At 63.7% G+C, this 22,837-nt stretch carries 25 protein-coding genes; 13 read left to right on the top strand and 12 right to left on the bottom strand.

Annotated features, from left to right (window positions below):
- Positions 1-3: 3 nt before the first annotated feature.
- Positions 4-783 (top strand): SDR family NAD(P)-dependent oxidoreductase, encoded by a 780-nt coding sequence (locus RBH22_RS16460; RefSeq protein WP_121570039.1) that lies wholly within the window; start codon positions 4-6, stop codon positions 781-783.
- Between the two features lie 246 nt (positions 784-1,029).
- Here the strand turns inward: RBH22_RS16460 and RBH22_RS16455 are convergent, their stop codons facing one another.
- Positions 1,030-2,670 (bottom strand): acyl-CoA synthetase, encoded by a 1,641-nt coding sequence (locus RBH22_RS16455; RefSeq protein ID WP_306678332.1) that lies wholly within the window; start codon positions 2,668-2,670, stop codon positions 1,030-1,032.
- Positions 2,671-3,019: 349 nt separating this feature from the next.
- Here RBH22_RS16455 and RBH22_RS16450 point away from each other — a divergent pair, with 349 nt between their 5' ends.
- The 6 genes from RBH22_RS16450 to RBH22_RS16425 all read left to right on the top strand — a co-directional run bounded on the left by RBH22_RS16450 (position 3,020) and on the right by RBH22_RS16425 (position 8,351).
- Entirely contained in the window at positions 3,020-4,300 is a 1,281-nt protein-coding gene (locus tag RBH22_RS16450) for an ABC transporter substrate-binding protein (RefSeq protein ID WP_306678330.1), read from the top strand.
- A 156-nt stretch (positions 4,301-4,456) separates the two neighbouring features.
- Positions 4,457-5,320: a branched-chain amino acid ABC transporter permease gene (locus RBH22_RS16445; RefSeq protein WP_306678328.1), complete on the top strand. Its 864-nt coding sequence runs from the start codon at positions 4,457-4,459 to the stop codon at positions 5,318-5,320.
- Positions 5,317-6,342, top strand: coding sequence for a branched-chain amino acid ABC transporter permease (locus tag RBH22_RS16440; protein WP_306678326.1), 1,026 nt, complete (start codon positions 5,317-5,319; stop codon positions 6,340-6,342). Before RBH22_RS16445 ends, RBH22_RS16440 begins: the two co-directional genes overlap by 4 nt.
- A 113-nt stretch (positions 6,343-6,455) precedes the next feature.
- Positions 6,456-7,184: an ABC transporter ATP-binding protein gene (locus tag RBH22_RS16435; protein WP_256289281.1), complete on the top strand. Its 729-nt coding sequence runs from the start codon at positions 6,456-6,458 to the stop codon at positions 7,182-7,184.
- Complete coding sequence (locus RBH22_RS16430) at positions 7,181-7,873, top strand: ABC transporter ATP-binding protein (protein ID WP_306678324.1); 693 nt, start codon at positions 7,181-7,183, stop codon at positions 7,871-7,873. The genes RBH22_RS16435 and RBH22_RS16430 overlap by 4 nt, the downstream gene beginning before the upstream one ends.
- A gap of 1 nt (position 7,874) precedes the next feature.
- Complete coding sequence (locus RBH22_RS16425) at positions 7,875-8,351, top strand: MaoC family dehydratase (protein WP_306678322.1); 477 nt, start codon at positions 7,875-7,877, stop codon at positions 8,349-8,351.
- A 58-nt stretch (positions 8,352-8,409) separates the two neighbouring features.
- Here the strand turns inward: RBH22_RS16425 and RBH22_RS16420 are convergent, their stop codons facing one another.
- Both RBH22_RS16420 and RBH22_RS16415 read right to left on the bottom strand, forming a co-directional pair.
- Positions 8,410-8,904, bottom strand: coding sequence for a VOC family protein (locus RBH22_RS16420; RefSeq protein ID WP_306678320.1), 495 nt, complete (start codon positions 8,902-8,904; stop codon positions 8,410-8,412).
- Positions 8,905-9,086: 182 nt separating this feature from the next.
- On the bottom strand, positions 9,087-9,932 hold the full coding sequence (locus tag RBH22_RS16415; RefSeq protein WP_306678318.1) for a thioesterase family protein: 846 nt from the start codon (positions 9,930-9,932) through the stop codon (positions 9,087-9,089).
- Between the two features lie 709 nt (positions 9,933-10,641).
- Here RBH22_RS16415 and RBH22_RS16410 point away from each other — a divergent pair.
- Together RBH22_RS16410 and RBH22_RS16405 are read left to right on the top strand one after the other, a co-directional pair.
- Positions 10,642-10,869: a helix-hairpin-helix domain-containing protein gene (locus tag RBH22_RS16410; RefSeq protein WP_306678316.1), complete on the top strand. Its 228-nt coding sequence runs from the start codon at positions 10,642-10,644 to the stop codon at positions 10,867-10,869.
- Between the two features lie 247 nt (positions 10,870-11,116).
- On the top strand, positions 11,117-11,743 hold the full coding sequence (locus RBH22_RS16405; RefSeq protein ID WP_306678314.1) for a hypothetical protein: 627 nt from the start codon (positions 11,117-11,119) through the stop codon (positions 11,741-11,743).
- Positions 11,744-11,812: 69 nt separating this feature from the next.
- Here RBH22_RS16405 and RBH22_RS16400 read toward each other — a convergent pair whose 3' ends face one another.
- Positions 11,813-13,480 carry an aldehyde ferredoxin oxidoreductase C-terminal domain-containing protein gene (locus RBH22_RS16400; protein ID WP_306678312.1) on the bottom strand — a complete coding sequence of 556 codons (1,668 nt, stop codon included), beginning with the start codon at positions 13,478-13,480 and terminating at the stop codon, positions 11,813-11,815.
- 159 nt (positions 13,481-13,639) lie between these two features.
- Here RBH22_RS16400 and RBH22_RS16395 point away from each other — a divergent pair, with 159 nt between their 5' ends.
- Positions 13,640-14,017, top strand: a complete 378-nt coding sequence (locus RBH22_RS16395) for a cupin domain-containing protein (protein ID WP_306678310.1) — start codon at positions 13,640-13,642, stop codon at positions 14,015-14,017.
- A gap of 83 nt (positions 14,018-14,100) precedes the next feature.
- On the opposite strand, the gene RBH22_RS16390 is transcribed toward RBH22_RS16395, so the two are convergent.
- The 3 genes from RBH22_RS16390 to RBH22_RS16380 all read right to left on the bottom strand — a co-directional run bounded on the left by RBH22_RS16390 (position 14,101) and on the right by RBH22_RS16380 (position 16,294).
- Entirely contained in the window at positions 14,101-15,384 is a 1,284-nt protein-coding gene (locus RBH22_RS16390; RefSeq protein ID WP_306678308.1) for an MFS transporter, read from the bottom strand.
- A 71-nt stretch (positions 15,385-15,455) separates the two neighbouring features.
- Entirely contained in the window at positions 15,456-15,875 is a 420-nt protein-coding gene (locus tag RBH22_RS16385) for an EamA family transporter (RefSeq protein ID WP_256289271.1), read from the bottom strand.
- Entirely contained in the window at positions 15,875-16,294 is a 420-nt protein-coding gene (locus RBH22_RS16380; protein WP_306678306.1) for an EamA family transporter, read from the bottom strand. Before RBH22_RS16380 ends, RBH22_RS16385 begins: the two co-directional genes overlap by 1 nt.
- A gap of 138 nt (positions 16,295-16,432) precedes the next feature.
- Here RBH22_RS16380 and RBH22_RS16375 point away from each other — a divergent pair, with 138 nt between their 5' ends.
- Entirely contained in the window at positions 16,433-16,657 is a 225-nt protein-coding gene (locus tag RBH22_RS16375) for a hypothetical protein (protein WP_306678304.1), read from the top strand.
- Positions 16,658-16,759: 102 nt separating this feature from the next.
- Positions 16,760-17,635, top strand: a complete 876-nt coding sequence (locus RBH22_RS16370) for an NAD(P)-dependent oxidoreductase (RefSeq protein WP_306678302.1) — start codon at positions 16,760-16,762, stop codon at positions 17,633-17,635.
- A 70-nt stretch (positions 17,636-17,705) separates the two neighbouring features.
- Here the strand turns inward: RBH22_RS16370 and RBH22_RS16365 are convergent, their stop codons facing one another.
- The 3 genes from RBH22_RS16365 to RBH22_RS16355 all read right to left on the bottom strand — a co-directional run bounded on the left by RBH22_RS16365 (position 17,706) and on the right by RBH22_RS16355 (position 20,269).
- On the bottom strand, positions 17,706-17,918 hold the full coding sequence (locus RBH22_RS16365) for a hypothetical protein (RefSeq protein ID WP_121570056.1): 213 nt from the start codon (positions 17,916-17,918) through the stop codon (positions 17,706-17,708).
- A gap of 122 nt (positions 17,919-18,040) precedes the next feature.
- On the bottom strand, positions 18,041-18,919 hold the full coding sequence (locus RBH22_RS16360; protein WP_306678299.1) for a mechanosensitive ion channel family protein: 879 nt from the start codon (positions 18,917-18,919) through the stop codon (positions 18,041-18,043).
- Positions 18,920-19,018: 99 nt separating this feature from the next.
- Complete coding sequence (locus tag RBH22_RS16355; protein ID WP_306678298.1) at positions 19,019-20,269, bottom strand: PQQ-binding-like beta-propeller repeat protein; 1,251 nt, start codon at positions 20,267-20,269, stop codon at positions 19,019-19,021.
- Between the two features lie 119 nt (positions 20,270-20,388).
- Between RBH22_RS16355 and RBH22_RS16350 the strand changes: the two genes are divergently transcribed.
- On the top strand, positions 20,389-21,831 hold the full coding sequence (locus tag RBH22_RS16350; protein ID WP_306678296.1) for a hypothetical protein: 1,443 nt from the start codon (positions 20,389-20,391) through the stop codon (positions 21,829-21,831).
- Positions 21,832-22,177: 346 nt separating this feature from the next.
- On the opposite strand, the gene RBH22_RS16345 is transcribed toward RBH22_RS16350, so the two are convergent.
- Entirely contained in the window at positions 22,178-22,576 is a 399-nt protein-coding gene (locus RBH22_RS16345) for a PIN domain nuclease (RefSeq protein WP_306678294.1), read from the bottom strand.
- A gap of 6 nt (positions 22,577-22,582) precedes the next feature.
- The coding region (locus RBH22_RS16340; RefSeq protein WP_306678292.1) for an AbrB/MazE/SpoVT family DNA-binding domain-containing protein at positions 22,583-22,837 on the bottom strand (255 nt) is incomplete at its 5' end.

Below are 22,837 nucleotides of genomic sequence, written 5' to 3'. Positions count from 1 at the left end.
CTCGTGGCGGCTCCCTCCCCCGACATCCGTGAGTCGTTCGACTTCACGGATCAGACCGTCTGTGTGACCGGGGCGGCCCAGGGCATCGGCGAGGCCGTCGCTGAGGCTTTCGCTGCGCTCGGCGCGAACGTCGTCATCGCGGACCTCGACGGCGACGGCGCCCAAGACGTCGCAGACCGTCTCGCCGACGAGCACGACGTTCGCGCGATCGGCCTGGAAACCGACGTTTCGGAGTACGACGCCGCCGTCGCGATGGTCGAAGCCACCGTCGAGGAGTTCGGCGCGCTGGACGTCCTCGTCAACAACGCCGGTCTGATGGGAACGCAGCGGTTCCTCGATTCCGAGCCCGAAGACTGGCAGGCGAAACTCGGCGTGTCGCTCTTCGGCACGCTCAACTGCACCCACGCTGCGCTGCCCGGAATGGTCGAGCGCGGCGAGGGATCGGTCATCAACTACTCCAGCGCCTCCTACCGAGGTAACGACCCCGGTCTGGCCGTATACGGGGCTGCGAAGGCCGCCAACCGCTCGTTCACGAAGACGATGGCGGCCGAAGTGGGCGACTCTGGCGTCCGCGTGAACTGCGTCTCGCCCGGAACTGTCGAGACGCCCGCAACCGCTGGATTCGTCGAGAAGTACCGCGAGAAACTCGGCGACTCCTACGCACTCGGCCGCGTCGGCCAACCCGAGGAGGTCGCACGCGGGGTCGTGTTCCTCGCGAGCGACGCCGCGAGCTGGATCACCGGCGAGACGCTCCACATCGACGGCGGCTATATGCGCCGCTGAGGGCTCCTCGGCTTTCGACGACTACTCTCTATCTTCACGCGGCCGCGCTCGCGGCTGCGATAAACACTTATGAATCCGTCTGCACCGACAATCAAACACCCGCAGGTATAGTTACTGCCTTGCAGGTGGCCGTCTGCCTCAGATCGAGCTACCCGAGATCTGTTCTGTACCACAATAATTGTGGGGGGATAGGTGTGACGCGGCCGGCGTCACACCCGCCGACTGTGCCTATTGCTCGGCTGCCACCTACTGCTCGTACTGTTCGCGCGCTCGCTCCCGGAGCTTGACGCGCTGGATCTTGCCCGTTTCGGTCCGCGGGAGCTCGTCGACGTACTCGACGCGGCGCGGATACTTGTACGGCGCCAGCGTGTTCTTGACGTGATTCTGGAGCGTCTCGGTCAGTTCCTCGCCTGCTTCAGCCCCGTCTGCGACGACGACGTAGGCTTTGACGACCTGGCCGCGCTCTTCGTCCGGGGCGCCGATGACGGCGACCTCGGAGACTTCCTCGCGCTCTTCGAGTACGGCCTCGACTTCGGGACCGGGGATGTTGTAGCCGCTGGAGATGATGAGGTCGTCCTCGCGGGACTTGTACTCCAAGCGACCGTCCTCGCGGTGGACGTAGATGTCGCCCGGGAGGCTCCAGCCGTCGACGAGCGCTTCGTCCTGTTTCTCCGGCCGATTCCAGTAAGAGATACCCGTGGGGCCGCGTACGGCGAGCATCCCGGCCTCGCCGCGGGGGAGTTCCTCGCCCGTGTCGGGGTCGATGACCTTACACTCGTATCCGGGCACCGGATAGCCCGTCGCGCCGGGGTCGATCTCTTGGCCCTCGCGGTGGCTCACGAAGATGTGGAGCATCTCCGTCGTGCCGATCCCGTCGTAAATCTCGACACCGTAGCTGTCTTTGAAGTTGTTGAACGTGCTGTGGGTCAGCGGTTCGCCGGCGCTCATCGCCATCCGCAGCGAGGACGTATCGTACTCCTCGGGCCCGTCGGGGTGCTTCGAGAGCATCTGGTTGTACGCGGTCGGGATGGAGCACAGGATCGTGATCCCGTGGTTCTCGACGGCTTCGAGGAGGTCACCCGGCGAGGCGTTCTCGACGAGACTCGACGTGGCACCGAAACGCAGCGGGAACGTCACCAGGTCCCCGTAGCCGTAGGCGAAGGGTAGGGGTGGATTACCCCCGAAGACGTCGTCTTCGGTCGCGTTGAGACAGTACCGGGCGTACGCGTCGGCGGTCGAGAGCACCTGTCGGTGCGTGTGCGTCGCGCCTTTTGGCTGGCCAGTCGTCCCAGACGTGTACAGCATCAGCGCGAGGTCGTCGCGCTCGGTCGCGTAGGCGTCGAGTTCGTCGCTGGCTGCCTCGGTCAGTTCGTCGTAGTCAGCGTGCTCGTGTTCGACCCCGTTTCGCTGGACAACGATAACGTTCTCGACGGTGTCGAGGTCCGGCAGCGCCTTGTTGATCTCCTCGAGGAGGTCGTCGTAGACGACTACCGTCGACGCCTCCGCGTTGTTGATGATGTGTACCAGTTCTTTCGCGCGCAAGAGTTTCATCGACGGCAGCGCCACCGCGCCGACCTTCTGAGCCGCGAGACAGGAGATGACGGCTTCCGGACGGTTGGTGAAGCGGACGACGACGCGATCGCCGGGCTCGACGCCCTGATCTAGGAAGGCGTTCCCCAAGCGGTTGACGCGCTCTTGCAGTTCCGTGTACGTGATTTCTCGATCCTCGAAGCGGATGGCGACGTTGTCGCCGCGCCCCTCCTCGACGTGGCGGTCGACCAACTGCTCGGCGACGTTGATCTCTTCGGGATAGTGCAGTTCCGGTAACGCGTGAACGAGCTGTGGCCCGTTGTCGGGAAGATACGACTCCGGTATATTCTCTTGCATCGCTTACTTCGAGTATCAGAATTTATCAGCAAATAGTTTGCGGTTGACTGTCACAGACGCCCCGTCATTTTACGCCGTTACAGTCTTTCTCGGGCCGCCTGTTCGGGGGCCTCGAAACTGACTGACGGCCCGTGTACGCCGACCCAGTTCCAGCGCGCGTGAGCAACCGGCGAGCGTCGTAGCGGCTATTTTTGCCTCCCGATTGTAATACCGACGACACTTCTCGCCGCTGTCTCGGCATTTGACCCGATTTACCGTCCGTAACACCCCCTCTTAGGTGGCGATAACGTTTGGTATATGACACGAACCGTCACATTCAAATCCCGTTACACAGTGAATGATGATGACAATGTCAAGGAAGACCTTCGACAGGCGGGCAATTCTGAAAGCGACCGGCGGGGCTGCGACGATCGGACTGCTCGCTGGGTGTTCGAGCAACGGTGGCGACAACGGTGGGGACGGCACCGAGACCGACGACTCGGGCGGCGGCGATACCACGACGACGACGACCTCCGGAGGCAGCGGCGACTCGGACGCTATCAACATCGGGTCGGTCCAGCCGCTCTCGGGTGGTTTCACTCCGTGGGGGCAGGCGCACTCTGCGGGGCTGGCGTTCGCCGTTCAGGAGATCAACGCCGACGGCGGCGTCCTCGGCGGCCGCAACCTGAACATCGTGGAGGCGAACTCCGAAAGCGACCCGGCTGAGGCGTCTTCGATCTTCGAGCGCTTCGCCGAGCAGAACGACATCGTCGCCGCCACCGGCCCGGTGAGCTCCGACGTCGGGATCCGCACGTCCCGGACGGCACAGGAACTCGGCATCCCGATGATTATGCATATGGCCGGCTCGGACGAGACGATCACGCCCGAGACGCTCCACTCGTTCCGCCTGGGACTGCTCCCGGCGGCGACGACGATGCAGGCGCAGGCACAGTTCGTCGACGACGCCGGGTATCAGTCGGTCGGTGCCATCGTCGGCGACTACGCGTGGGGACAGTCGGTGAAGACCGGCATCGAGGAGAACTTCGGCATCGACGTCAACGTCCAGGTCGCACCCGTCGGTGCCAGCGACTTCTCGTCGTACATCCGCCGGATGCCCCAGGACGTCGAGATGGTCGTCGCGACGGGCCACCCGCCAGGCTCGCTGACGATCACCCAACAGCTCTACGAGTTGGGGTACGAGCCAGAGATCATCACCGGTCCCGGCCTCCCGCCGGCCGTCATTCGCTCCGCGCTGGGTGAGAACGCGAGCCGCGGCTTCACGCACCTGCATATGAGCGACGTCTACACGGACGAGTACGCCGAAGTCGCACAGCGCTTCGGCGAGGAGGTCGGGAGCCAGTTCGACACGCACACGTCTTACGGCTACGTCACGGGCAAGATGATCGCACAGGCGATCGAAGACGCCGGCGAAGCCAACCCCGAGGCCATCACCGAGGCGATCCGGGCCATTGAGTTCGACACGCTGTTCCCCGAGCCGATTCAGTACTCGGAATACGGCGAACTCAAGAACCAGGTCCAACTCTACAGCACGTTCTCGCTCGATGCCCCGTCGTACTACCCCGACGGCAACTACAGCCTGCAAGAGAGCTTCCGGACCGACCCGCTTCCGGCACTCCCGCCCGAAGCCTGAGCTGACTCGGGAGCACCCTTCACGAGGGTTCGCCCCTCCCGCTGTGCGCGGCCGCGCTCGGCACCGCACGCCTCTCGCTATTATGACTCCAATTTCACACGAAAACGCATCCGAAGTCGAAAAGTATACACTGGTATCCGTAATCTGGGGCAATAGATGGTAACAGTTAGCACATTGGCGGCACTCGCCGTCGACGGGCTCGCGTTCGGCGCGTCCCTGGCGCTTCTCGGCGTCGGGATCACGCTAGTCTACGGTTTGGGTGAGGTGTTGAACCTCGCGATCGGCGCGTTCGCGGTTATTGCCGCGATCACGGCCGCGCTCTTGGTCGATGGGGGTATGTCCCTCCCGATCGCGATCCTCGCGGGGCTCGCGTTCGTCGGCGTGTTCGGATTACTCGTCGACCGGACGCTCCTCTCGTTGGTCTACCGTTCGGAGGGCGAAGAGCGGATCCTGCTGGGCATCTTCACGACGCTCGGCCTCACGGTGTTGCTCGAAGGCGTGATGGTCAACTACGTCTCCTCGCGGTACTCGCTCCCGCTCGGCATCTCCCCGATCGACGTGGGCGCGACCGTCGTCACCGGCACGTCGGTCGTGAGCATCATCGTTACTGCCGTGATCATCGCCGTCCTGTTCCTCTTCCTGAACCGGACATTCCTCGGGAAGGCAACGCGGACGATTTTCCAGGACGAGCGCGGCGCACGGCTGGTAGGCATCGATCCCCGAAAGCTCCGCACGCTGGTGTTCGTCCTCTCGGCGGTCGTCGCCGGGCTGGCGGGGATCCTCGCCGCGGCGCGCTCGAACGTCAGCGTGGCGAACAGTTTCCAGTTCACGACCTTCGCGCTCATCGTCTCGATCGTCGGCGGGATCCGAAGCCTCGTGGGAGCGGTCGTCGCCGGCCTCGTGCTCGGCTTGATCAACACGTACGCGAACTTCTTCATCGGTTCGTACTTCGCGACGATCATCCTCTTCGGCGCGGCGATCGTTTTCCTCCTCGTTCGTCCGGAGGTGATGTCGTCGTGAACACCGATCGGCTTCCGGGTGCCCGCAGCCTCGCGCTCGTCGGCATCCTGTTCGTGATCGCTCCCCTGCCGGTGCTCGGCAGCGGCTACTACATCGGCGTCCTCTCGCGGATCCTCCTGTTCGCGCTGTTCGCGCTCGCGCTGAACATCGTGTTCGGGCACAACGACCAGCTGTTCCTCTTTATGGGGGGACTCGGTGGCGTCGGTGCGTATACGACTGCTCTGGTCGCGGACTCGTTCGGCGTGACGCCGTGGATCGGGCTGCCGGTGGCCGCGCTGCTCTGCGGTGTCATCGCGATGTCGGTGAGCTGGGTGTCCGCGCGGCGGCGCTTCACGGTCATCCTGATCTCGATCCTGACGCTAAACCTCCAGTTGGTGTTCTCGGAGGCGTTCATCGGCGCTCGGGACCTCACGGGCGGCTCGACGGGCTTCCCGTACGAACTGTTCTCGCTGTCGGGTGTCGCCGCCGCGGTCGGCGTCCCCACGGCAGTGGTGCTGTACTACCTCATTCTGGCGTTCCTGCTCGCCGGGATGGTGCTGTACCTCTGGCTCATCAAGTCCTCTCGGTACGGGATCGCCTTCGAGGCCATCCGCGAGGACGAGCTGGCGGCCGAATCCATCGGGATCGACGTGGTCCGCTACAAGGCCATCGCGGGCTTCATCGCGGGCGTGCTCATCGCGATCGCCGGCACGCTGCTGGCCCGCGAGGCGTCCTACATCACGCCCTCGATCTTCACGTTCCTCGCGGTCGACGTGATCGCACTGATCGTCCTCATCGTCGGGGGTATCCGGCGGACCTACGGCCCGATCGTGGGCGCGATCATCGTCGAAGTCATCGAGGCGGCGCTCGGGACCTACGCGGCCAACTGGCGGACGGCCATCTTCGGCGGCCTGCTGATCATCCTGTTCCTGTACTTCCGCAGCGGCGTCATCGTCGCCGCAGAGGACCTCCTCGAAGACTGGGACATCTCGCTCGGTGGCGGCAACGGCGGAACGCCCACAGAGGCCGACGCAGAGAGCTAATCTCTCGCGTCGCTTCTGCGCTCTCTTTCTGTAATCGCCCGACGAGATCGCCTTTGTGTTGTTCGATAAGGCAAAACCGTTATTACACAAAGGCGGTCTGTATATAGGTACCAATGCTTAAGGCCGCGAACATCCGCAAGAAGTTCGGCGGTCTCGTCGCCATCGACGGGGTAGACCTGGAGATCGGACGTGGCGAGATCGTCGCACTCATCGGCCCGAACGGTGCTGGGAAGACCACGCTGTTCAACACCATCACGGGCGTCCTCGACCCCGAGGAGGACACCGAGATCACGTTCAACGGTGAGGACATCGTCGCGCTCGACACCCACGAGATCGCTCGCTCGGGACTGCTTCGCACCTTCCAGATCGTCCGCGTCTTCGGTGAGATGACCGTCTTCGAGAACGCGCTCGCCGGCGCGCTGTTCGGCAGCGACGAGTCGATCTCACAGGAGGAAGCAGAGGAACGCGCCCGCGAGGCGCTCGCGTTCGTCGGTCTCGAAGAGAAAGCGGAGATGGAGGCCGGGAACCTCCCGATCGCCCAGCAGAAACAACTCGAACTCGCCCGCACTGTGGCGTCGGACCCGGATCTCGTCCTACTCGACGAGATCGCGAGCGGACTCACGCCGGGAGAGATCAGCGAACTCTCGAATACGATCCGTCGCCTCCGCGACGAGCGTGGCATCTCGGTCTTCTGGATCGAACACATTATGGACGCAATTATGGGAACTGCAGATCGCATCATCGTACTGAAGAGCGGCCGGAAAATCGCCGAAGGAACGCCAGAAGAGATCCAAAACGACGAGGCCGTCGCCGAGGCGTACCTCGGGGAGGACCACTCGTGATCGAACTCGACGGCATCGACGTCTCCTACGGCAACATCCAGGTCATCTGGGACCTCGACTTCCAGGTCACCGAGGACGACGGCGTCGTCTCGATCGTCGGCCCCAACGGCGCGGGGAAGTCGACGCTGCTCCGCGTGATGTCGGGTCTGCACCCGGTCGATGACGGTACCGTCCACGTCTGGGGTGAGGACGCGTCGACGCTCAGCCCGTCCGACATCGTCCGCAGGGGCTTCGTCCACGTCTCCGAGGAGCGGAACCTCTTCGGCGATATGACGGTTCGCGAGAACCTGGAGATGGGGGCGTACACGAAACGCGACGACCTCGAAGCGACGATGCAGGAGGTGTTCGAGCTGTTCCCGATCCTCGAAGAACGCGCAGATCAGCGCGCGGAGTCGATGAGCGGCGGCCAACAGCAGATGCTCGCGATCGGCAGGGGGCTGATGGCCCAGCCGAAGATCCTCGCGTTGGACGAGCCCTCCGAGGGGCTCGCGCCGCAGATCACCGACCGCGTCTTCGAGAAGATCGAAGAGATCAGCGAGGACATTACGGTCCTCTTGGTCGAGCAGCACGTCAACCGTGCGCTCGCGATGGCCGAACGGGCATATCTCTTAGAGAACGGCCGCGTCGTCCGCGAGGACACCGGACAGGGACTCTTAGAGAGCGACCACGTCAAGGAAGCGTATCTGTAAGATGGTCCGGTATTTCGAGGAGATAGCGGCGGACGAAACGCACGACCTCGGATCCTACAGAGCGGACCGCGAGGAGTTGCTGTCGTTCGCCCGCCGATACGACCCACAGCTCATCCACACCGACCCAGAAGTGGCCAAAGAGACGATGTACGGCGGACTCATCGCCAGCGGCTGGCACACCGCGAGTGCCTGTATGGCCCTCCTCGTCGAGGAGTTCCTCCGGGAGACAGCGACGCTCGGCTCGTTCGGGCTCGAAGAGCTCCGCTGGCGAACGCCCGTCCGTCCCGGCGACACCGTCTATGTCGAACTCGACGTGTTGGACACGACGCCGTCGAGCAGCCGTGAGGACCGCGGGTACGTCGACCTCGAAGTCAGCGCCGAGAACGGCGACGGCGAGGAAGTCATCTACTGGCGGTCGACCAACATCTTCCTCACCCGCGCCGCCGGCGACGCGTGGCCTCTCGGTGCGGACGGATAGGCCCGCCCGCAGAGACATCGACCCAACAGCGCTACGTCTGCCGCCGTGACCAGCCCCCTCACTTCTCGCTGCTGAGCCGTTCGCCACCGACGTAGAGCGACTCTGGGTCGTGCTCCGTATTCTCCGTGTACGCTTCGTGGTACTCCATCAGTTGGAACAGCGTTCCCGTCGCGTTCCGCGGCGACACGAACGCTTCTGTCCACTCTCCGTAGGATTTCCGATCGACGACGTCGACGCCGGCGGTGTCGAGTTGCTCGATCGTCGCGTCGATGTCGGCTACTTCGAGGGTCACGTGATGGAGGCCGGGCCCGTGCCGCTCTAAGAACGCCGTGAGGAACGACTCCTCGGCGATCGGTTCGATCAACTCGATCCGCGACGCGTTCCCTAGGCTGTAGTAGACCCAGCGGAACTCTCCGTCGACCGTGTCGTCGAGCAGTCGCTCACAGCCCAGCGCGTCCAATACGGGCGCTGCGTCCTCGACGGATTCGACTGCGATGCCGACGTGATCGACGTGGATGGGCGTCTCGTGGTTTGAGGTACCGTCGCCTGTCATTGCTGTGTTTCTGTGCGCGAGCCGAGGTTACAAAAGCGTCACTGGCGACGACCGCCTTCGTCACCGATTCGATCTGCACCGGCCCGTCCAGGTCCTCCGCTTATACTGTCGGACAGAAGTCCGTGAATCGTGTTGTCCCCCGCGGGGTGCCGATACGCTTCACATCGTTCTGTCCGACAGTATTACTCCTGCCGGAACGGCGCCAACATCTCGTCGGTGAACTGGGTGGGCTCGCCCTCGCGATCGAAGCACCCGTACTCGGAGACGCCCTCGATACGCGTCTCGTCGTCGGTTCGGAACGTATGTGCGATCCGCACCGTCTCCTCGTCGACCGCTTCGACGTCGCACTCGACTTCGAGTAGCGAGTCGAAGAGCACGGGGGATTTGAAGTCCCAGTGCCAGTCACGCAGGCGGAACGGCTGTCGTTCGCCGGCGAGTTCGCTCAGTTGGGGGCCATCGTTCGAGACGAACGATTCGAGCGCGATATCGGCGAATCGGGGATACTCCTCGAAGTAGGCCAGTTCGGAGCCTTCGATGTGTGGGCTGTGCACTCGGAAGTACTCCTCGAAGGTCGGATAGGCGTCGGCGTCGTGGGCTCCGCCCGTGGGGCCTATGTCTACCTCCCGGTCGGCCTGGAGTTCGCGGAGCCGTTCCCGCGTCGCTTCCGGGAGACGCAGCGCGCCGCCTTCCGGTGCAATCGTCACGTGGGTCATTCGCGCTGTCGAATAAAGGTCGCCGTCGGCGTCGACCGCTTCGTAGAGGAGTTCCACGCTGGAGTTGCCGACGCTGAGCGGCGTGACTTCCACCGAAACGGTGTCGCCGAACGTCGGATACCGGTGGATCGTCGCGTCGAGTCCGACCGGCGCGTACGGGATGGCGTCGTCGGCGACGAGGGCCTCGAACGGATACTCGACCTCGTAGGCGATTTCCTGCGTCGAGATGAGCTGCCAATCGAAGAACATCGCGTGGTGTACCAGTGGTCCCGCAAGCTCGCCGAAGCGAACAGAGTGATTGTCGATAGTTCGCATACCTCGGGGGTCGATAGCCGGTGACAACATAGTTTAGGTGCCGGCAAGAACCCGGGACGGTTCGGGGACGTTACATCTCATTTGCAAATCATCACTCTCGGTTGACCGCCAGCGTGTGATCGGGTAAGCACTCAGCATTAGTTGCAAATGATACTATAGCCCTCTGGACACCACTCGGGGTTCCGTTACTCGAACCGCCTGGAACTTCGCCCTGTCTCACCGTGGCTCTGTTCAGCACTCGGAAATGTTTGCTTACCTGAATTGAGGCGCTAAGGCCCCTTCCTCAACGAGCGACCGGAGGGAGCGAGTAGGGAGGGGATACAGCGTTCACGAGAGCGGGGACCGCCTCTACGAGCGCCGCCGGACGATCGACCGGGCGCTCGAACAGGTCCGCAAGCGGGCCCAGCAGTTCCAACAACTGTCACTCACAGAGTTCGAGACCGGAGCGCAAGCACCGTCGACGACCGGTACCAATACCAGCGATCCCGAAGAAACGGCAGCCAAAGAGTCGATCGGCGAATCGCCCCCCACAACGGAGGAATCCGGTTCGCCCGAGATAGACGAACGAATATCACGAATCGAACAGTAATTAGAAGAACTCATAGAAGCAACACGTATATCTGGCGGGGACGAAGCGGAGTCCTCGACGGATACGGTCGCCGAAACAGAGCGAGAGGTATCCGAACAGACCGACGCAGTGGTATCCGAAATGACGGACGCGGAATCGGATCCTGCCGAACAGGAAATCGAAGGTATCAGCGGCCTCGGACCGACGTACAACGACCGTCTGGCAGCGGCCGGTATCGACACACTCGGCAGTCTCGCGGACAGCGATCCGACTGACATTGCAGCGGCGGCGAACGTGACCGAAAACAAGGCACAGGACTGGATCGATCGCGCCAACGAACTCGTGCGCGAACAGCGTTCGACGACGTGAAAATCCCCAATTATATCATTTTCATAGGCATAAAAGGAAACCTATCTTTATCCATCCAAATTTTCCATTGTCCAATGGAGTCGCCGACCAACGGATGTCCTGGAGACCGTCTACGGCAGACCGGCCCTCTCGTCGGCAAGGCGGTTCCTGCTCCGACCCGTCGCGAAAGCAACATCGAAGTACGACACGGTCGAAGGCTGGGCTGTGATACTTGACGCGCGCCGTGTGATACCTGGAGGGCACCGTGATGGCTGAGTCCGGTCCGATCGAGATCAATACGTTCTCGCCGGTGTGGACCGCTGGGTGGCAGTGGCCGTGGGTAGTCGTGATGGCGCTCATCGTCGCGGGGAACTTCCTCTTCGTGAGCGATCAGATCTACCTCGGTACTGGCCTGCTGATCGGTGGATTGGCGCTGACCGGCCTCGGCGTGCGTGCCGTCGTGAACGGGGCGGCGGACGCGCTTGCCGACGGAACGAACAAGCTCTGCCGGGCCGCGGCGGGGATCGACAGCGAGGTGGACGAAGCGTCGGTGTACGCCGTGACTGCCGCGAAGGGCTCCGTCCTCGGTCTCGACGCCGCGAAGGGCTCCGTCCTCGGTCTCGACGTCGCGAAGCGCTACCGGGCGACCGTCCTGACGGTTGGCGAGGACGCCGTGACGGTCTACGACGATGCGATGGTGAATTTATTCAACACCAAATGGTCGCTTGCGACGGACTCCGAGGAGATTCCCTACGAGCGGATCGACGGGATCGCGTACGCTGACGGGTCGGTGCAACTCTGTCTTCCCGACGGTGAGCGGTCGTACCCGGCGGACGAACGGCCGGCGGACCTGATCGCGGCGATCGAGCAGCGTCTCTCGGCTGGTGAGACCTAACTACCATTTCAGCGCTTCCGGCGGACTACGGACGCCGTAGACCGAGCCAGGACAGTCGATTTGGTCGGTCTACGCGGGGAGTTCCGCCCTCGGGACGGTCCCGTCTCCATTCCAGTTACGGGACTGGTAGTACTCTCTGATCGCGTCTTCGAGGCCGGGCAGTTCGTCGGCGTACGGTAGGCTGTCGTCGTCGCTGTCGAATCCGCGCTGGTTGTTGAAGTGCCGTTCCAGCGTCACCGTTCGGCTGCCGACGGACAGCAACTCCTCGAAGTCGGCACCGAAGAGCATCTCGTACCGTTCCGGCGTCATATAATCGCGCGAGAATTTACAGATAATTCCGCTGTCGTTGAGCGCCATCAGGTTCTCGCGTTCGACGAGCCGTTCGGCCTTGCCCTCGAACCCGACGGGATCCATCGCTTCGTCGTCGGGGACGAGCGGGTACTCGACCGAATAAAACGTGGCGTACATATGATCTGCGCCCCGGTTCGCCACTGCGTACGAGAGCGCCTGCCCGTGCAGAACGCGTCCCTCGTGTGCGGCGAAGTCCATATTCTTCACCGACCAGTTCTCGACTCCCAACTCACCGTGAACGCGGCCAATACCCTCTGCGAGCGTGTCGCCGACGCCTTCCCGGTGGGCGATCTTGTCCAGCAAGTCGAGGATCAACTCGGTGTCTCCGAAGGCGTCGTTGGCCGCCAGGTACGCCGCGACCGTGTTCCCCGCGGAGATCGCATCGAGGCCGTACACGTCACAGCGCTCGTTCGATTGCATCACGTCCACGATGTCGTCGACGCCGGAGTTCGATCCGAACGCCATCGCCACCTCGAACTCGGGGCCCTCGGTCTCGACGCCTCGCGCTTCGTCTCTCGTCGGCAGTTTGCACGCGAACGCGCACGACGAGCACGTTCCTTTCTTGTATTTTTTCTCGGCTACCGCATCCCCGTTGATTCCTTCGACGCCCGCAAACGACTGCTCGGAGAAATAATACGAGGGCAGTCCGTTCACCTCGTTCGCGAGGTCCATCACCGCGACCGTGCCCTGCTGTTTCATAATGTGGTCGTCGGTGGCGGCCTCACGATGGATTTCCATTTGGCCCGCTGGGACGTCGATCTCCGGCGCTGCGTCCCCGTCGAAGGTGATCGCCTTGACGTTCTTCGAGCCGAGGACGGCACCGAGCCCTCCGCGTCCGAACGCCCGCTCTTCGGTCGTCATCACCGACGCGAAGCGAACCTCGTTCTCCCCGGCCGGACCGATGCACGCGACGTGGTCCGAATCGAGGCCGTGCTCCTCGCGAATGTACGCACACGTCTCGGGCACGGTCGCGGCTGCAAGATCCGGCACTTCCTCGAATTCGATCCCGTCGCCCCTGACGTGGACGATCAGGAGCGTATCGCTCGCGCCCGTGAGTTCGACGACGCTGTAGCCCGTGTCCGCGAAGTGCCGCGACATAAATCCGCCCGCGTTCGAGGACAGGAGCCCGTCGGTCAACGGCGACACCGCAGTGGCGTTCATCCGCCCGGTGAAACTCATCTGTGAGGCCTGCATCGGCCCGGTACTGAGAAAGAGGCGGTTCTCGGCACCCAGCGGATCAGCGTCGAACGGGACCCGGTCGTGAGCGAGCTTCGTGCCGACCGCTCGGCCGCCGATGTACGATTCCAGGACGTCGTCGATCGATTCGGTCGTCGCATCTCGCGACGTGAGGTCCACCGATAGCAACGGACCAGAACTGTGCAGCATTACCGGTAGACGGATTCCTACCGGTATAAAACTCAGTATCGGACGCCGCCGAGTACGTCGACGGGCAGAACACTGCCGCGACGGGTGGACTCGCTCCGGAGGTCGAGCGGGAGACGCCCGTGGATAGAACCAAGTTGTGTCTCTCCGATATCCAAGTCGATGGCAGAAACGAATCCTGCACCACTGGTTCGACGCGCCGCAGACATCGAGTACGAGGCGGTCGAGTTGGCTGATGGACTCGAAAAGGGCGTTCTGCTGGGAGACGACCAGCAGACGCCGAACTTCAATATGCGCCGGTTCGTGTTGGAACCGGGCGCCCGCGTCCCACGTCACACCAACGAAGTCGAACACGAACAGTACGTTCTCGAAGGCGAGTACGTGGTCGGTATCGGCGAGGTGACGTACTCCGTCTCCGCGGGCGACTCGCTGCTGATCCCCGCGGGTGTCGAGCACTGGTACCACAACGAAAGCGACGAACAGGGGTCGTTTCTCTGTCTCGTGCCGAAGGCTGCAGACGACATCACAATACTCGAGTGAGTTCGTCGAGGGGGGTCTCACACCGCAGCGCCGCCAGTCGAATCGCGTTCTCGCACTGGGGCGCCACCACTACGGACCGCCTCTCACGTCGATCCGGAGGCGTCACTCGTCGCTGACGCGTCCGTCTGCACCGGCCGAAGGGAGAGTGCGCCGATCCCCGCGCCCATCACCAGCACGGCACCGATGTAGAAGGCGGTCGACCACCCCAACATCGCGATGAGCGCGCCAGTGACGGTGCCGCCGAAGACTCCGCCGGGGACCTTCGCGGTATAGATCGCGGCGTAGTTCTCCGAGGAGCGTGCCTCGCCGTAGTAGCGGCCGACGAGGCTCGGGAAGATCGCGAACACCGGGCTCCGGAAGAACGCCGCCGCGCCCACGAACGCGACGAACAGCGACGCGTACCCGCGAGCCCCGCTCGCGACGGCCCCAGCGAGTGCCACCCCGCAGAGCACGAGCGACGCGCCGGCGGTCCGTTCTTCGCCGATACGATCCGACAGGCCGGCGAGCACTAACAGCCCGCCCCCGTCGGCCAGCGCGATGATCGAGGCGACTGTCGTCGCAGTCGCCGGCGAGAGACCGAGGCCGGTCGTGAAGCCGACCGACTGCCCGATCAACATCAATCCTACGCCGTTGACGACGACCATCACCCCGTAGAACACCCAGAACTGCCAGGTTCGCGCGGCAGTTCGCCAACCGACCGCGTCGTCCGCGTCGTCGGAACCCTTGAGGGAACCATCCGTCTCCGAGGGAGCCGTCCCGCTGGGGTCCGTCGTCGTAGACGATTCCGGACTCGACGGCCCCACCGACGGATCACGGAGCAACCCCGCAGCGAACAGTCCGACGATCCCGACAGCGACGCCCAACAGGAGCAGGGTTCGCGTGAAGGCGGCGTCGATCGCCCCCCTGACCAGCGGGATCACCACGAAACTCACCCCACCGTAGGCCATCGAGACGATGCCGGTCGCCAGACCGCGGTACTCGTCGAACCACTTGACGGGCGTGTTGACCGCGACCGTATAGGCGATGCCCGCGCCGAGACCGCCGATCGCGTAGGACGCATACACCACGGGAAGAGTGGGGGCCACCCCCAAGCCGGCGTAGCCCGCGAACATCAACGCGGCCGCCGCAAAGAGCAGTTTTCGCGGGCCGTACCGATCCCGGATGCTTCCGGCTGGCAACTGGACGAGCGTCTGGGCCACCACGAAGAGGGTGAACACCGTCCCCAAGGCAGTCTGTGAAGCGGGAATGCGCGCGCCGACGGCGGCACTGAGCGACGACCACACGAACTGGTAGGTGCCGGCTCCGCCCATCACGGCCGCCCCCAGCGCCACGAACAGCCACCGACGCGTCGATCGCTTCCGACTCATCGTACTCACTACGACGCTGGGTCAACGGCTTATAGTGGTCGATCTGCGGAACTGCAACGAGTACCGATCAGTCACATCGAAATCAGCACGATCGCCAGGATGCTGAAGAAGATTCCCGCCAGCTTCCGGGGCGTGAGCGCTTCGTCGAACGCGACGATGCCGATGACCGAACTCACGACGATAAAGAGCCCGTAGATCGGCACGACGATGCTCACTGGTCCCAGTGCGAGCGCTCGATAGTACGTCAGCAAGCCGACGGTAAGCAGGATGCCGAGGGCGACGACGTGTGGCGTATATCGGTGCCGCAGATACGGCAGGGGTGACTGCCCGCGATAGAGCAACACACCGCCGACAACGACGAGGAGCACGAAGTTCGAGAGGAAGACGGTGGGCGTACTCGGGATCACCTCCATCGCGATTTTCAAAAGCGGCGCGACCAGACTGTAGGCCACGAACGCGAGGATCGAGAACTGCAGGTACTGCCGCGCCATCATTCGGCCCCCGAACTCAGATAGACCGCGAGAATCGCGGACGTGATGCCACCGACTCGCGTGAGTGTGATGGCCTCGTCGAGAAAGAGAATCCCGATGACCGAACTCCCGACGATGAACATCCCGTAGATCGGCACGACGACGCTCACCGGGCCGCGTTGCAACGCGATGTAGTACGAGAGGATCCCGATCCCGAGAAACACTCCGCCGACGTAGATGTACCCCGCCGCCGGCAGGAACACGTAGGACAACAGGTTCGTGTCCGTTACGGCCATCACGCCGAGCGTGAGCACGAGGAAGACGACAGTAGCGACGAACAGCGACACTGTCGGGGGAACCTCCTGTGTCACCTTGCTGGTCAGCGGTGCGAGCATCCCGTACGATACGAGCGCGACGATCACCCACGGAAGGTACTCCATACGGTATCGTAGTATGTGCACGTCTTCACTCACCCGATCGCACGCAGTCGTGCGGTCGGGTACGCAATCGGTTGCAACTGCTCCGATAGCTCATATCCCGACAGTACAAGTGGCTCCGGATCGGACCGCAATGGCACGATGGACGAACTCCTCGAAGTCGTCGACGTCGTCGCCGACTCGGGATTTGAGGGTGTCGTCACCTGGCTGCTCCGTCTGATCGGCCTGCTTGCCCTCTTCGGAGGGCTCGGGCTCTGGCTCGGCACCGAACTGGGCCTGCTCTGGCTGCCGGCGGTTCTCATCCTCGTCGGGTTCGTCCTCCTGGTGGCGCCCAGTGTGCTCTTGCTGTTCGCGGAGTTCGCGTGAGGGACGGTCGCAGACGCGACTCTCGACCGAGTAGACATTCTCCGGTACTGCACGCTGTCGTGCGACCGACCGAGTGAAGAGGTGGAACCGAGACGCTATCGTATGGACGTTGTCGTTACTGGCGGACGCGGAGAGACCGGGCGCTGGATCGTCGACCGACTCACCGAAGAGCACGCGGTGACGTGTCTCGATCGGCGTCTCCCGGAGGACGACGGCCACCCGGACGTCGCATATCGTGCGCTCGATCTCACAGACGCGGGGAGCGTCTTCGACGTGCTCACCGAGCTGCGTCCGGACGCCGTCGTTCACTGGGCCGCGATTCCGACGGCTGGAACCAGACCGAGAGTCGACACCTACCGAAACAACACTCTTGCGGCACACAGCGTCCTGACTGCCGCCGGACGCATCGGGGCGCGAATCGTGCAAGCGTCCTCCGATGGGGCGTACGGCTTTTTCTTCGCCGAGGAGACGCCCATCCCGGACGAACTCCCGATCACCGAGACGCACGCTCGCCGCCCGGAGGACGAGTACGGACTCTCGAAGGTCGTGACTGAAGAAATCGGGAAAACCATCGCCCGCCGCGACGACGTGCCGGTCGTCTCCCTCCGCCCGTCGTGGATACAAACTCCCGGCGAGTACGCGTGTCGCGACGACGAGTACACCACTGACTTGGCGGCCGGCGCCGGGAACTACTGGTCGTACGTAGACGTCCGCGACGTTGCAAATCTCGTCGCGGAAGCCCTCGTCGGCGACGTCGACGGCCACGAGGCGTTCAACTGCGTCGCCGCAGACAACGCGCTCGGTCGACCGCTCCGCGAACTGATGGCCGAGTACTACGGTGACGTCCCGGAAGCGTGCTCTGTGACTGGTGACGCGGCCGCCTACGACACGACGAAGGCCAGCCGGGTCTTCGATTGGGAACCGACGCGGTCCTGGCGCACTGCCGCTACCGAAGCGGTTCCCGAGCCACAGGTGTAAGGAGATCTCAGGGGTGGCGTCTCGACTCTGGAGGGGACGTCGCTACAACAGGTAGTCGCAGTCGACTCCGCTAGCGACGTTGGTCGGTCGCGGTATCCGGAATCCGGTGCTGGGTGAGCCCCGACAGGAGGTCGCCCGTCATCTGCGCGAAGGTCGCGACGACAGTGACGGCGAAGACGCCGACGGCGGCTGTCAGCAGCGGTTCGCTGGCGAGCAGTTCCCCGACGAACGCGGCCACGATCGAGATGATCTGCAGCCCGAACAGGCGGTCTAGGCGTTTCATTACTCACTCTATGCTACTGTCTCGAAGGTAATAGGCCGTGCGCGAGACGTGTCACCAGGGGAGTTGGTGACGTGCGCTACGGGCTTCGATGTCGCAGCTGCGCCCGCCGAACCACGGGCGAGTCAGTCGTCGGCGACCCCCCCGCGCTCGACGTTCGTGACTTCGATGCCGCCGGAGAGTTCGGTGTTGGGATACGGCATATCGATTCCCTCGGCATCGAGTCGCTCCTTGACTGCTTCGAGGAACTGCGCGCGGACCGCACCGTAACTGCTCTCGTTCGGGTCGATCCAGATCCGGCCCGAGAGCACGACCGCCGAGTCACCGAGCGACGTCACGGGAGCGCTCGGTTCGGGGTCGCTCAGGACGCCCTCAAGGCGCGACCCCTCGTCGATGATGGCCTCTCGTGCCTGTTCGATGTCGTCTTCGTAGCCGATCCCGAAGCCGACCGCCACCCGACGTTGATCGTTCGCCACGTTGTTGACCACGGCCGCGCCGGCGAGGTCGCTGTTCGGGACGGTGACGAGTTCGTTGTCGAACGTATCCAACTTCGTCACTCGGAGTTGGATCTCCCGGACGACCCCGCTGTTCCCGTTCCACTCGATCCAGTCGCCGACCGTGAACGGTTCGTCTTGGATGATGAACACGCCGGCGACGAAGTTGGCGATGAGGTCCTGGGCGGCGAAGCCGACGGCGAGCGCAAGCGCGCCACCGAGGGTCGCGAACGCGGCCAGGACGACCCCGAAGCCAGCAACCGTTGCGGCCAACGCCACCGCCACGACGCCGACGATTACGACGGTCGTGTTCACCGCCAGCCCAACGAGCGTCTCGTCGAAATCCCGGTATCTGAGGCTCCGCTCTACCGCCCGGGTCACGAAGTACTTCCCGAGTAGGTAGATGATCAAGAACGCGACGACGAACAACACGACTGTCGTGACTGCACCGACGAGCGCGGGGACGTACTGCTGTGGATCGACCGACACGCCTTGTTGTAAAAGTAACATATTGCGTCCTCTCAGAGATCTACCAGATACTTAATAGCTCGTCCGGAGACGGTGCCGTAGCGGCGCTTTAGCCGTATGAGCCCCCCGCCCCGTCCCCGCTCAACTGCGTGTGACGTCGAATGCGACGACGCGCCCCCGACCGTACATAACGAACACCTCGGCATCGCGATCACCGTCGATGTCGGCGAGCGCCGGACGGGTGTAGATGGCGTCCTCGCGCTCGTACGTGGACACGACTTCACCGGAGCGCGGATCGACGAGCGAGACGATCCCGTCGTTCGTCGGGGCGACAAGTTCGATCGCCCCGTCGCCATCGACGTCCCCGGCTGACGGCGGCGGCATCATCTGAATGTCCCCGGTCGTAAGCGTCGTCTGCCACTCTGTCGTCCCGTCACTCGCGGCGAGGCTGTATAGCACCCCGTCTCGGGCGACCGCGTAGACCTCCTCAGCTCCATCGCTGTCGCCGTCTACGACCGCGTTGACTGCCGCGAACGATCCCAGATCTCGCTCCCAGACGATGCTGCCATCTCCATCGACCATCGCAACGCGACCGCCCTGAGCGGTCGCGACGACAACCTCCGCGTCGTCGTCGCCGTCAGCCTGGCCCGTCGCCATCCACGTGATCGAGCTATCGAACGAGACTGGGTCGTCCCAGACCGGCGTTCCGTCGTGCTCGAAGAGGTGGAGTTCGCCCGAGCCTCCCGCCCCGACGGCGACTTCCAGTCGGTCATCGCCGTCGAAGTCCTCGACGGCGGGCTGGCCCCACGTGTACGAACCGAGCTGTCGGGTCCAGACCGCCGTCCCGTCCCCGCGGACGACGGAGACCGTCCCGCGAACGTCGACGACGACGATTTCGGGCCGGTCGTCACCCACGAGATCGGCGACAATCGGTTGCGTGTATCCGTACGACGTGAGTTCGTACTCGAATTCGACGTCGCCCGAGCGTGGGTCGAACGCTATGAGCTTGTTTTCCGTGGTCGCCGCGAGGACCTCCTCGACACCGTCGGCGTCGTAGTCGGCGACGGTCGGATCTGCAACGGAGTGAATCGCACAGTCCGACGCCGGAATCTGGTAGTGCCAGCGGGGATCGCCGGTCGCCGCGTCCAGCGCGGCGAGCTCACAGTCGTCCGTGCCGGTCGTCCCGCTGATCGGCAAATACACGAGTTTCTCGCCGTCGACTTCTCCTACTGCCGGCGCGTGATGATTCCCGCTCACCTCGCGTGCCGTGTCACTCACCCACGAGACTGCCAACTCGCCGCCGGGCTGGCCGTTCTGTACGACTGCTCCGGCGACGAGGCTCGCGAGAGCGACGAGGAGGAGCGCGAGAGCCAGAAGCGTTCGACGGCGCATTCGACTTCGAACTTCGGGACGTATCTAAATAAATCGACCTCACAGGCCGACTGATTCGAGCGGCCGATCTCCGCTTTTATCCCCGGCGTTTTTGCTCGCGCCTTTCGTAACTCTCGGCGATGGAGCGTCGTCAGTCCGTCCAAGTGGCGAGCGTCGCACTCCTCAGCCTCGGGGTGCTCGCGCTCGCACCCGACGGGGCGAGCGCCCACGACGTGACCGGCTCACGCTTCGATGCGCCGCTCCCGCTTCCGCTGCTCCTCGCGGGCGCTGGCGGCACGGTCGCACTCACTGCACTGTGGCTCGCGTTCACGAGCCACTCGCCCACGACGACAGAGGGGCGCACGCTCGCGACGATCGATGCCTCGACGGCTCGCTGGCTTCGATCTTCTGGTCGCGTCCTGTTCTTCCTCGGCGTCCTCACGTCGCTCGCGTTCGGCTACGCCGGGCGCCAGGTCGCCGCCGAGAACTTCGCCACCGTGTTCACCTGGCCGGTCTGGTTTCGCGGCGTCGGCTTGCTTGCGATCCTGGCTGGCTCCCCGTGGCAGACGCTCTCCCCGTGGCGGACCGTCTATCGTGGTCTCTGCCGACTCGAAGGCCGACAGCTAGCCGTCCGGGGTGCGTATCCATCTTGGCTCGGCGCGTGGCCCGCGCTGGCCGGCTTTCTGGTCCTCATCGGCGTCGTCGAGAACCTAACCGTCATTCCCCGGTCACCGATCCTCACGACCGTCGTAATTTCTGTCTACGCGATCGCTATGCTCTGCGGTGCGGTACTTTTCGGCCCGGTCTGGTTCGAGCGGGCCGACCCGCTCGGCGTACTGTACCGACTGTTTGGTCGGGTCGCCGGCGTCTCTATCGACCGATCTCCGAACGGCGCTATCGAACTCTCGTTCCGTGCCTCCTGGCACGGGTGCACCAGCGCCGTCTCGGGGCCGGCCATCGTCGTGTTCGTCGTCGCCGCCATCTACACTGTGAGTTTCGACGGCTTCACCAACACACGACTGTATCAGACCGTGCTGTTCGGTGTTCGAGAGATACTCCAAACCGGCCCGCCGACGAGCGTTCTCCTCTACAGTTTCGGTCTTGCACTGTTCGTCGGGACGTTCGTCGTCACCGTGCGACTCGGCGACGCGCTCGGGTTCTCGACGGATGCGGCCGCCGGGGCCGCGGCGGACGGTTCGGGGAGGCTAGCCTGGCGGGGAGCCGCCCGGGCGTTCGCGCCGACGGCCCTCCCGATCGCAGCGGCGTACGACGTCGCTCACAACTACCCCTACGTCGTGCGGAGCACGGCCCGACTGTTCGAGATCAGTGTCGACCCACTCGGTATCGGGGGTGCCCCGCTTGACCCGCTGGGGTGGCTCTCGCTGCCGGCGTTCTGGGGTTCACAACTCCTGCTGGTCGTCGTCGGCCACGTCGTCGCAGTCGTCGCAGCCCACCACGTCGCAGTCGAGCGCTATCCGTCGGTCTCAGCCGCCCGACGGGGACATTTCCCGCTCGTCGTCCTGATGGTGGGGTATACGATCCTCTCGCTGTGGATCATCTCACAGCCGGTGATCGGGGGATGAGCGCGTCTCCCAGTCACCGGGTCGATTCTCGTGATCAAGAGTTGCTGTCCGTTGTTTCCTGGAGTGGAGAGATATGGAGACGGGAGAGATCGGCAGCGCCCCGACAGGTGGGCGCCTGTGAGCGGAAACACCGCGGGAAATGGGGACTGCCCGCGGTGCGACGGAGACTCGGTAGTGGGTTGGGTAACGGGCAAAGCCCGCAGTCAGCGAGAGGACCAACGATAATAAAAATCGCACGCCGATATTCAGGCTCTGCACATTGACCGGAGTGATCCGTTCGCGGGGACTGGACTTCTACAGGTAGAACAGGGCAAGTGCCCTGGGGCTTGTGCCCGAAGCACTTCACTTAGTCGTCGAGGTACGAATCGAGAGGAACCCGCTCGACGCCGACGGTGTCGTAATCCTGCTCGGTAGAGAGGACGGTGTCGTCGTTGAGATGGGCGATACCGGCGTGTACCGAATCGAGCGGTGTCGTTCCGTACTCTTCGATAAACGAGACGGATACGAGAAGCGCCTCTTCGTGTTCTGTGGGGCGGATCGGCACGAGTTCCAAGAGGTTCGGAACGATCGTGGCGGCGTCGACGGTGTACTCGCCTGTGTCTTCGTCGTACCAGTACACCAGAAACTCCGTGTACGCGGTGAGGGACGTGTAGACGTCCTCGGATTCGAGTGCGGCTTTGGCGTTCTCCTTCAGCCAGTCCTCGGGCTTTGCGAGGGCAAACAGAAAATCGCTCTCGACGTACATCCCGCGTCAGGCCTCGTCTTCGTCGTGTTCGGCGGCGACTTCGCGAGCCGCTTTCGAGCGCGCTTCGGCCGTGAGTTCGTCGACGTCTTTGCCCGCCAAGGCATCGCCAACTTCCTCTTCAATCGCGGCGAGCGGGTCGTCGGCGACGGGGAACAGTGCGACGTGTGAGGGGAGTTCGACGATGCGGTATTTCCGGCCGTGCTTCTCCCGGATCTCCTTTGGGAGGTAGATGCGCCCGCGCTTGTCGGCCTTCGAGGTCAT

The sequence above is a fragment of the Halobellus sp. H-GB7 genome (assembly GCF_030848585.1).
GTDB lineage: Archaea > Halobacteriota > Halobacteria > Halobacteriales > Haloferacaceae > Haloquadratum > Haloquadratum inordinatus.
The sequence above is the reverse complement of the archived record's forward strand: the minus strand, read 5'-3'. Positions and strand labels throughout refer to the sequence as shown.

What these genes read in the sequence shown, in the direction of transcription:
- RBH22_RS16455 (WP_306678332.1), bottom strand. Translation starts at nt 2,670, where the DNA reads ATGCAAGAGAATATACCGGAGTCGTATCTTCCCGACAACGGGCCACAG.
- RBH22_RS16450 (WP_306678330.1), top strand. Translation starts at nt 3,020, where the DNA reads ATGTCAAGGAAGACCTTCGACAGGCGGGCAATTCTGAAAGCGACCGGC.
- RBH22_RS16445 (WP_306678328.1), top strand. Translation starts at nt 4,457, where the DNA reads ATGGTAACAGTTAGCACATTGGCGGCACTCGCCGTCGACGGGCTCGCG.
- RBH22_RS16435 (WP_256289281.1), top strand. Translation starts at nt 6,456, where the DNA reads ATGCTTAAGGCCGCGAACATCCGCAAGAAGTTCGGCGGTCTCGTCGCC.
- RBH22_RS16425 (WP_306678322.1), top strand. Translation starts at nt 7,875, where the DNA reads ATGGTCCGGTATTTCGAGGAGATAGCGGCGGACGAAACGCACGACCTC.
- RBH22_RS16420 (WP_306678320.1), bottom strand. Translation starts at nt 8,904, where the DNA reads ATGACAGGCGACGGTACCTCAAACCACGAGACGCCCATCCACGTCGAT.
- RBH22_RS16415 (WP_306678318.1), bottom strand. Translation starts at nt 9,932, where the DNA reads ATGCGAACTATCGACAATCACTCTGTTCGCTTCGGCGAGCTTGCGGGA.
- RBH22_RS16410 (WP_306678316.1), top strand. Translation starts at nt 10,642, where the DNA reads ATGACGGACGCGGAATCGGATCCTGCCGAACAGGAAATCGAAGGTATC.
- RBH22_RS16405 (WP_306678314.1), top strand. Translation starts at nt 11,117, where the DNA reads ATGGCTGAGTCCGGTCCGATCGAGATCAATACGTTCTCGCCGGTGTGG.
- RBH22_RS16400 (WP_306678312.1), bottom strand. Translation starts at nt 13,480, where the DNA reads ATGCTGCACAGTTCTGGTCCGTTGCTATCGGTGGACCTCACGTCGCGA.
- RBH22_RS16395 (WP_306678310.1), top strand. Translation starts at nt 13,640, where the DNA reads ATGGCAGAAACGAATCCTGCACCACTGGTTCGACGCGCCGCAGACATC.
- RBH22_RS16390 (WP_306678308.1), bottom strand. Translation starts at nt 15,384, where the DNA reads ATGAGTCGGAAGCGATCGACGCGTCGGTGGCTGTTCGTGGCGCTGGGG.
- RBH22_RS16385 (WP_256289271.1), bottom strand. Translation starts at nt 15,875, where the DNA reads ATGGCGCGGCAGTACCTGCAGTTCTCGATCCTCGCGTTCGTGGCCTAC.
- RBH22_RS16380 (WP_306678306.1), bottom strand. Translation starts at nt 16,294, where the DNA reads ATGGAGTACCTTCCGTGGGTGATCGTCGCGCTCGTATCGTACGGGATG.
- RBH22_RS16375 (WP_306678304.1), top strand. Translation starts at nt 16,433, where the DNA reads ATGGACGAACTCCTCGAAGTCGTCGACGTCGTCGCCGACTCGGGATTT.
- RBH22_RS16370 (WP_306678302.1), top strand. Translation starts at nt 16,760, where the DNA reads ATGGACGTTGTCGTTACTGGCGGACGCGGAGAGACCGGGCGCTGGATC.
- RBH22_RS16365 (WP_121570056.1), bottom strand. Translation starts at nt 17,918, where the DNA reads ATGAAACGCCTAGACCGCCTGTTCGGGCTGCAGATCATCTCGATCGTG.
- RBH22_RS16360 (WP_306678299.1), bottom strand. Translation starts at nt 18,919, where the DNA reads ATGTTACTTTTACAACAAGGCGTGTCGGTCGATCCACAGCAGTACGTC.
- RBH22_RS16355 (WP_306678298.1), bottom strand. Translation starts at nt 20,269, where the DNA reads ATGCGCCGTCGAACGCTTCTGGCTCTCGCGCTCCTCCTCGTCGCTCTC.
- RBH22_RS16350 (WP_306678296.1), top strand. Translation starts at nt 20,389, where the DNA reads ATGGAGCGTCGTCAGTCCGTCCAAGTGGCGAGCGTCGCACTCCTCAGC.
- RBH22_RS16345 (WP_306678294.1), bottom strand. Translation starts at nt 22,576, where the DNA reads ATGTACGTCGAGAGCGATTTTCTGTTTGCCCTCGCAAAGCCCGAGGAC.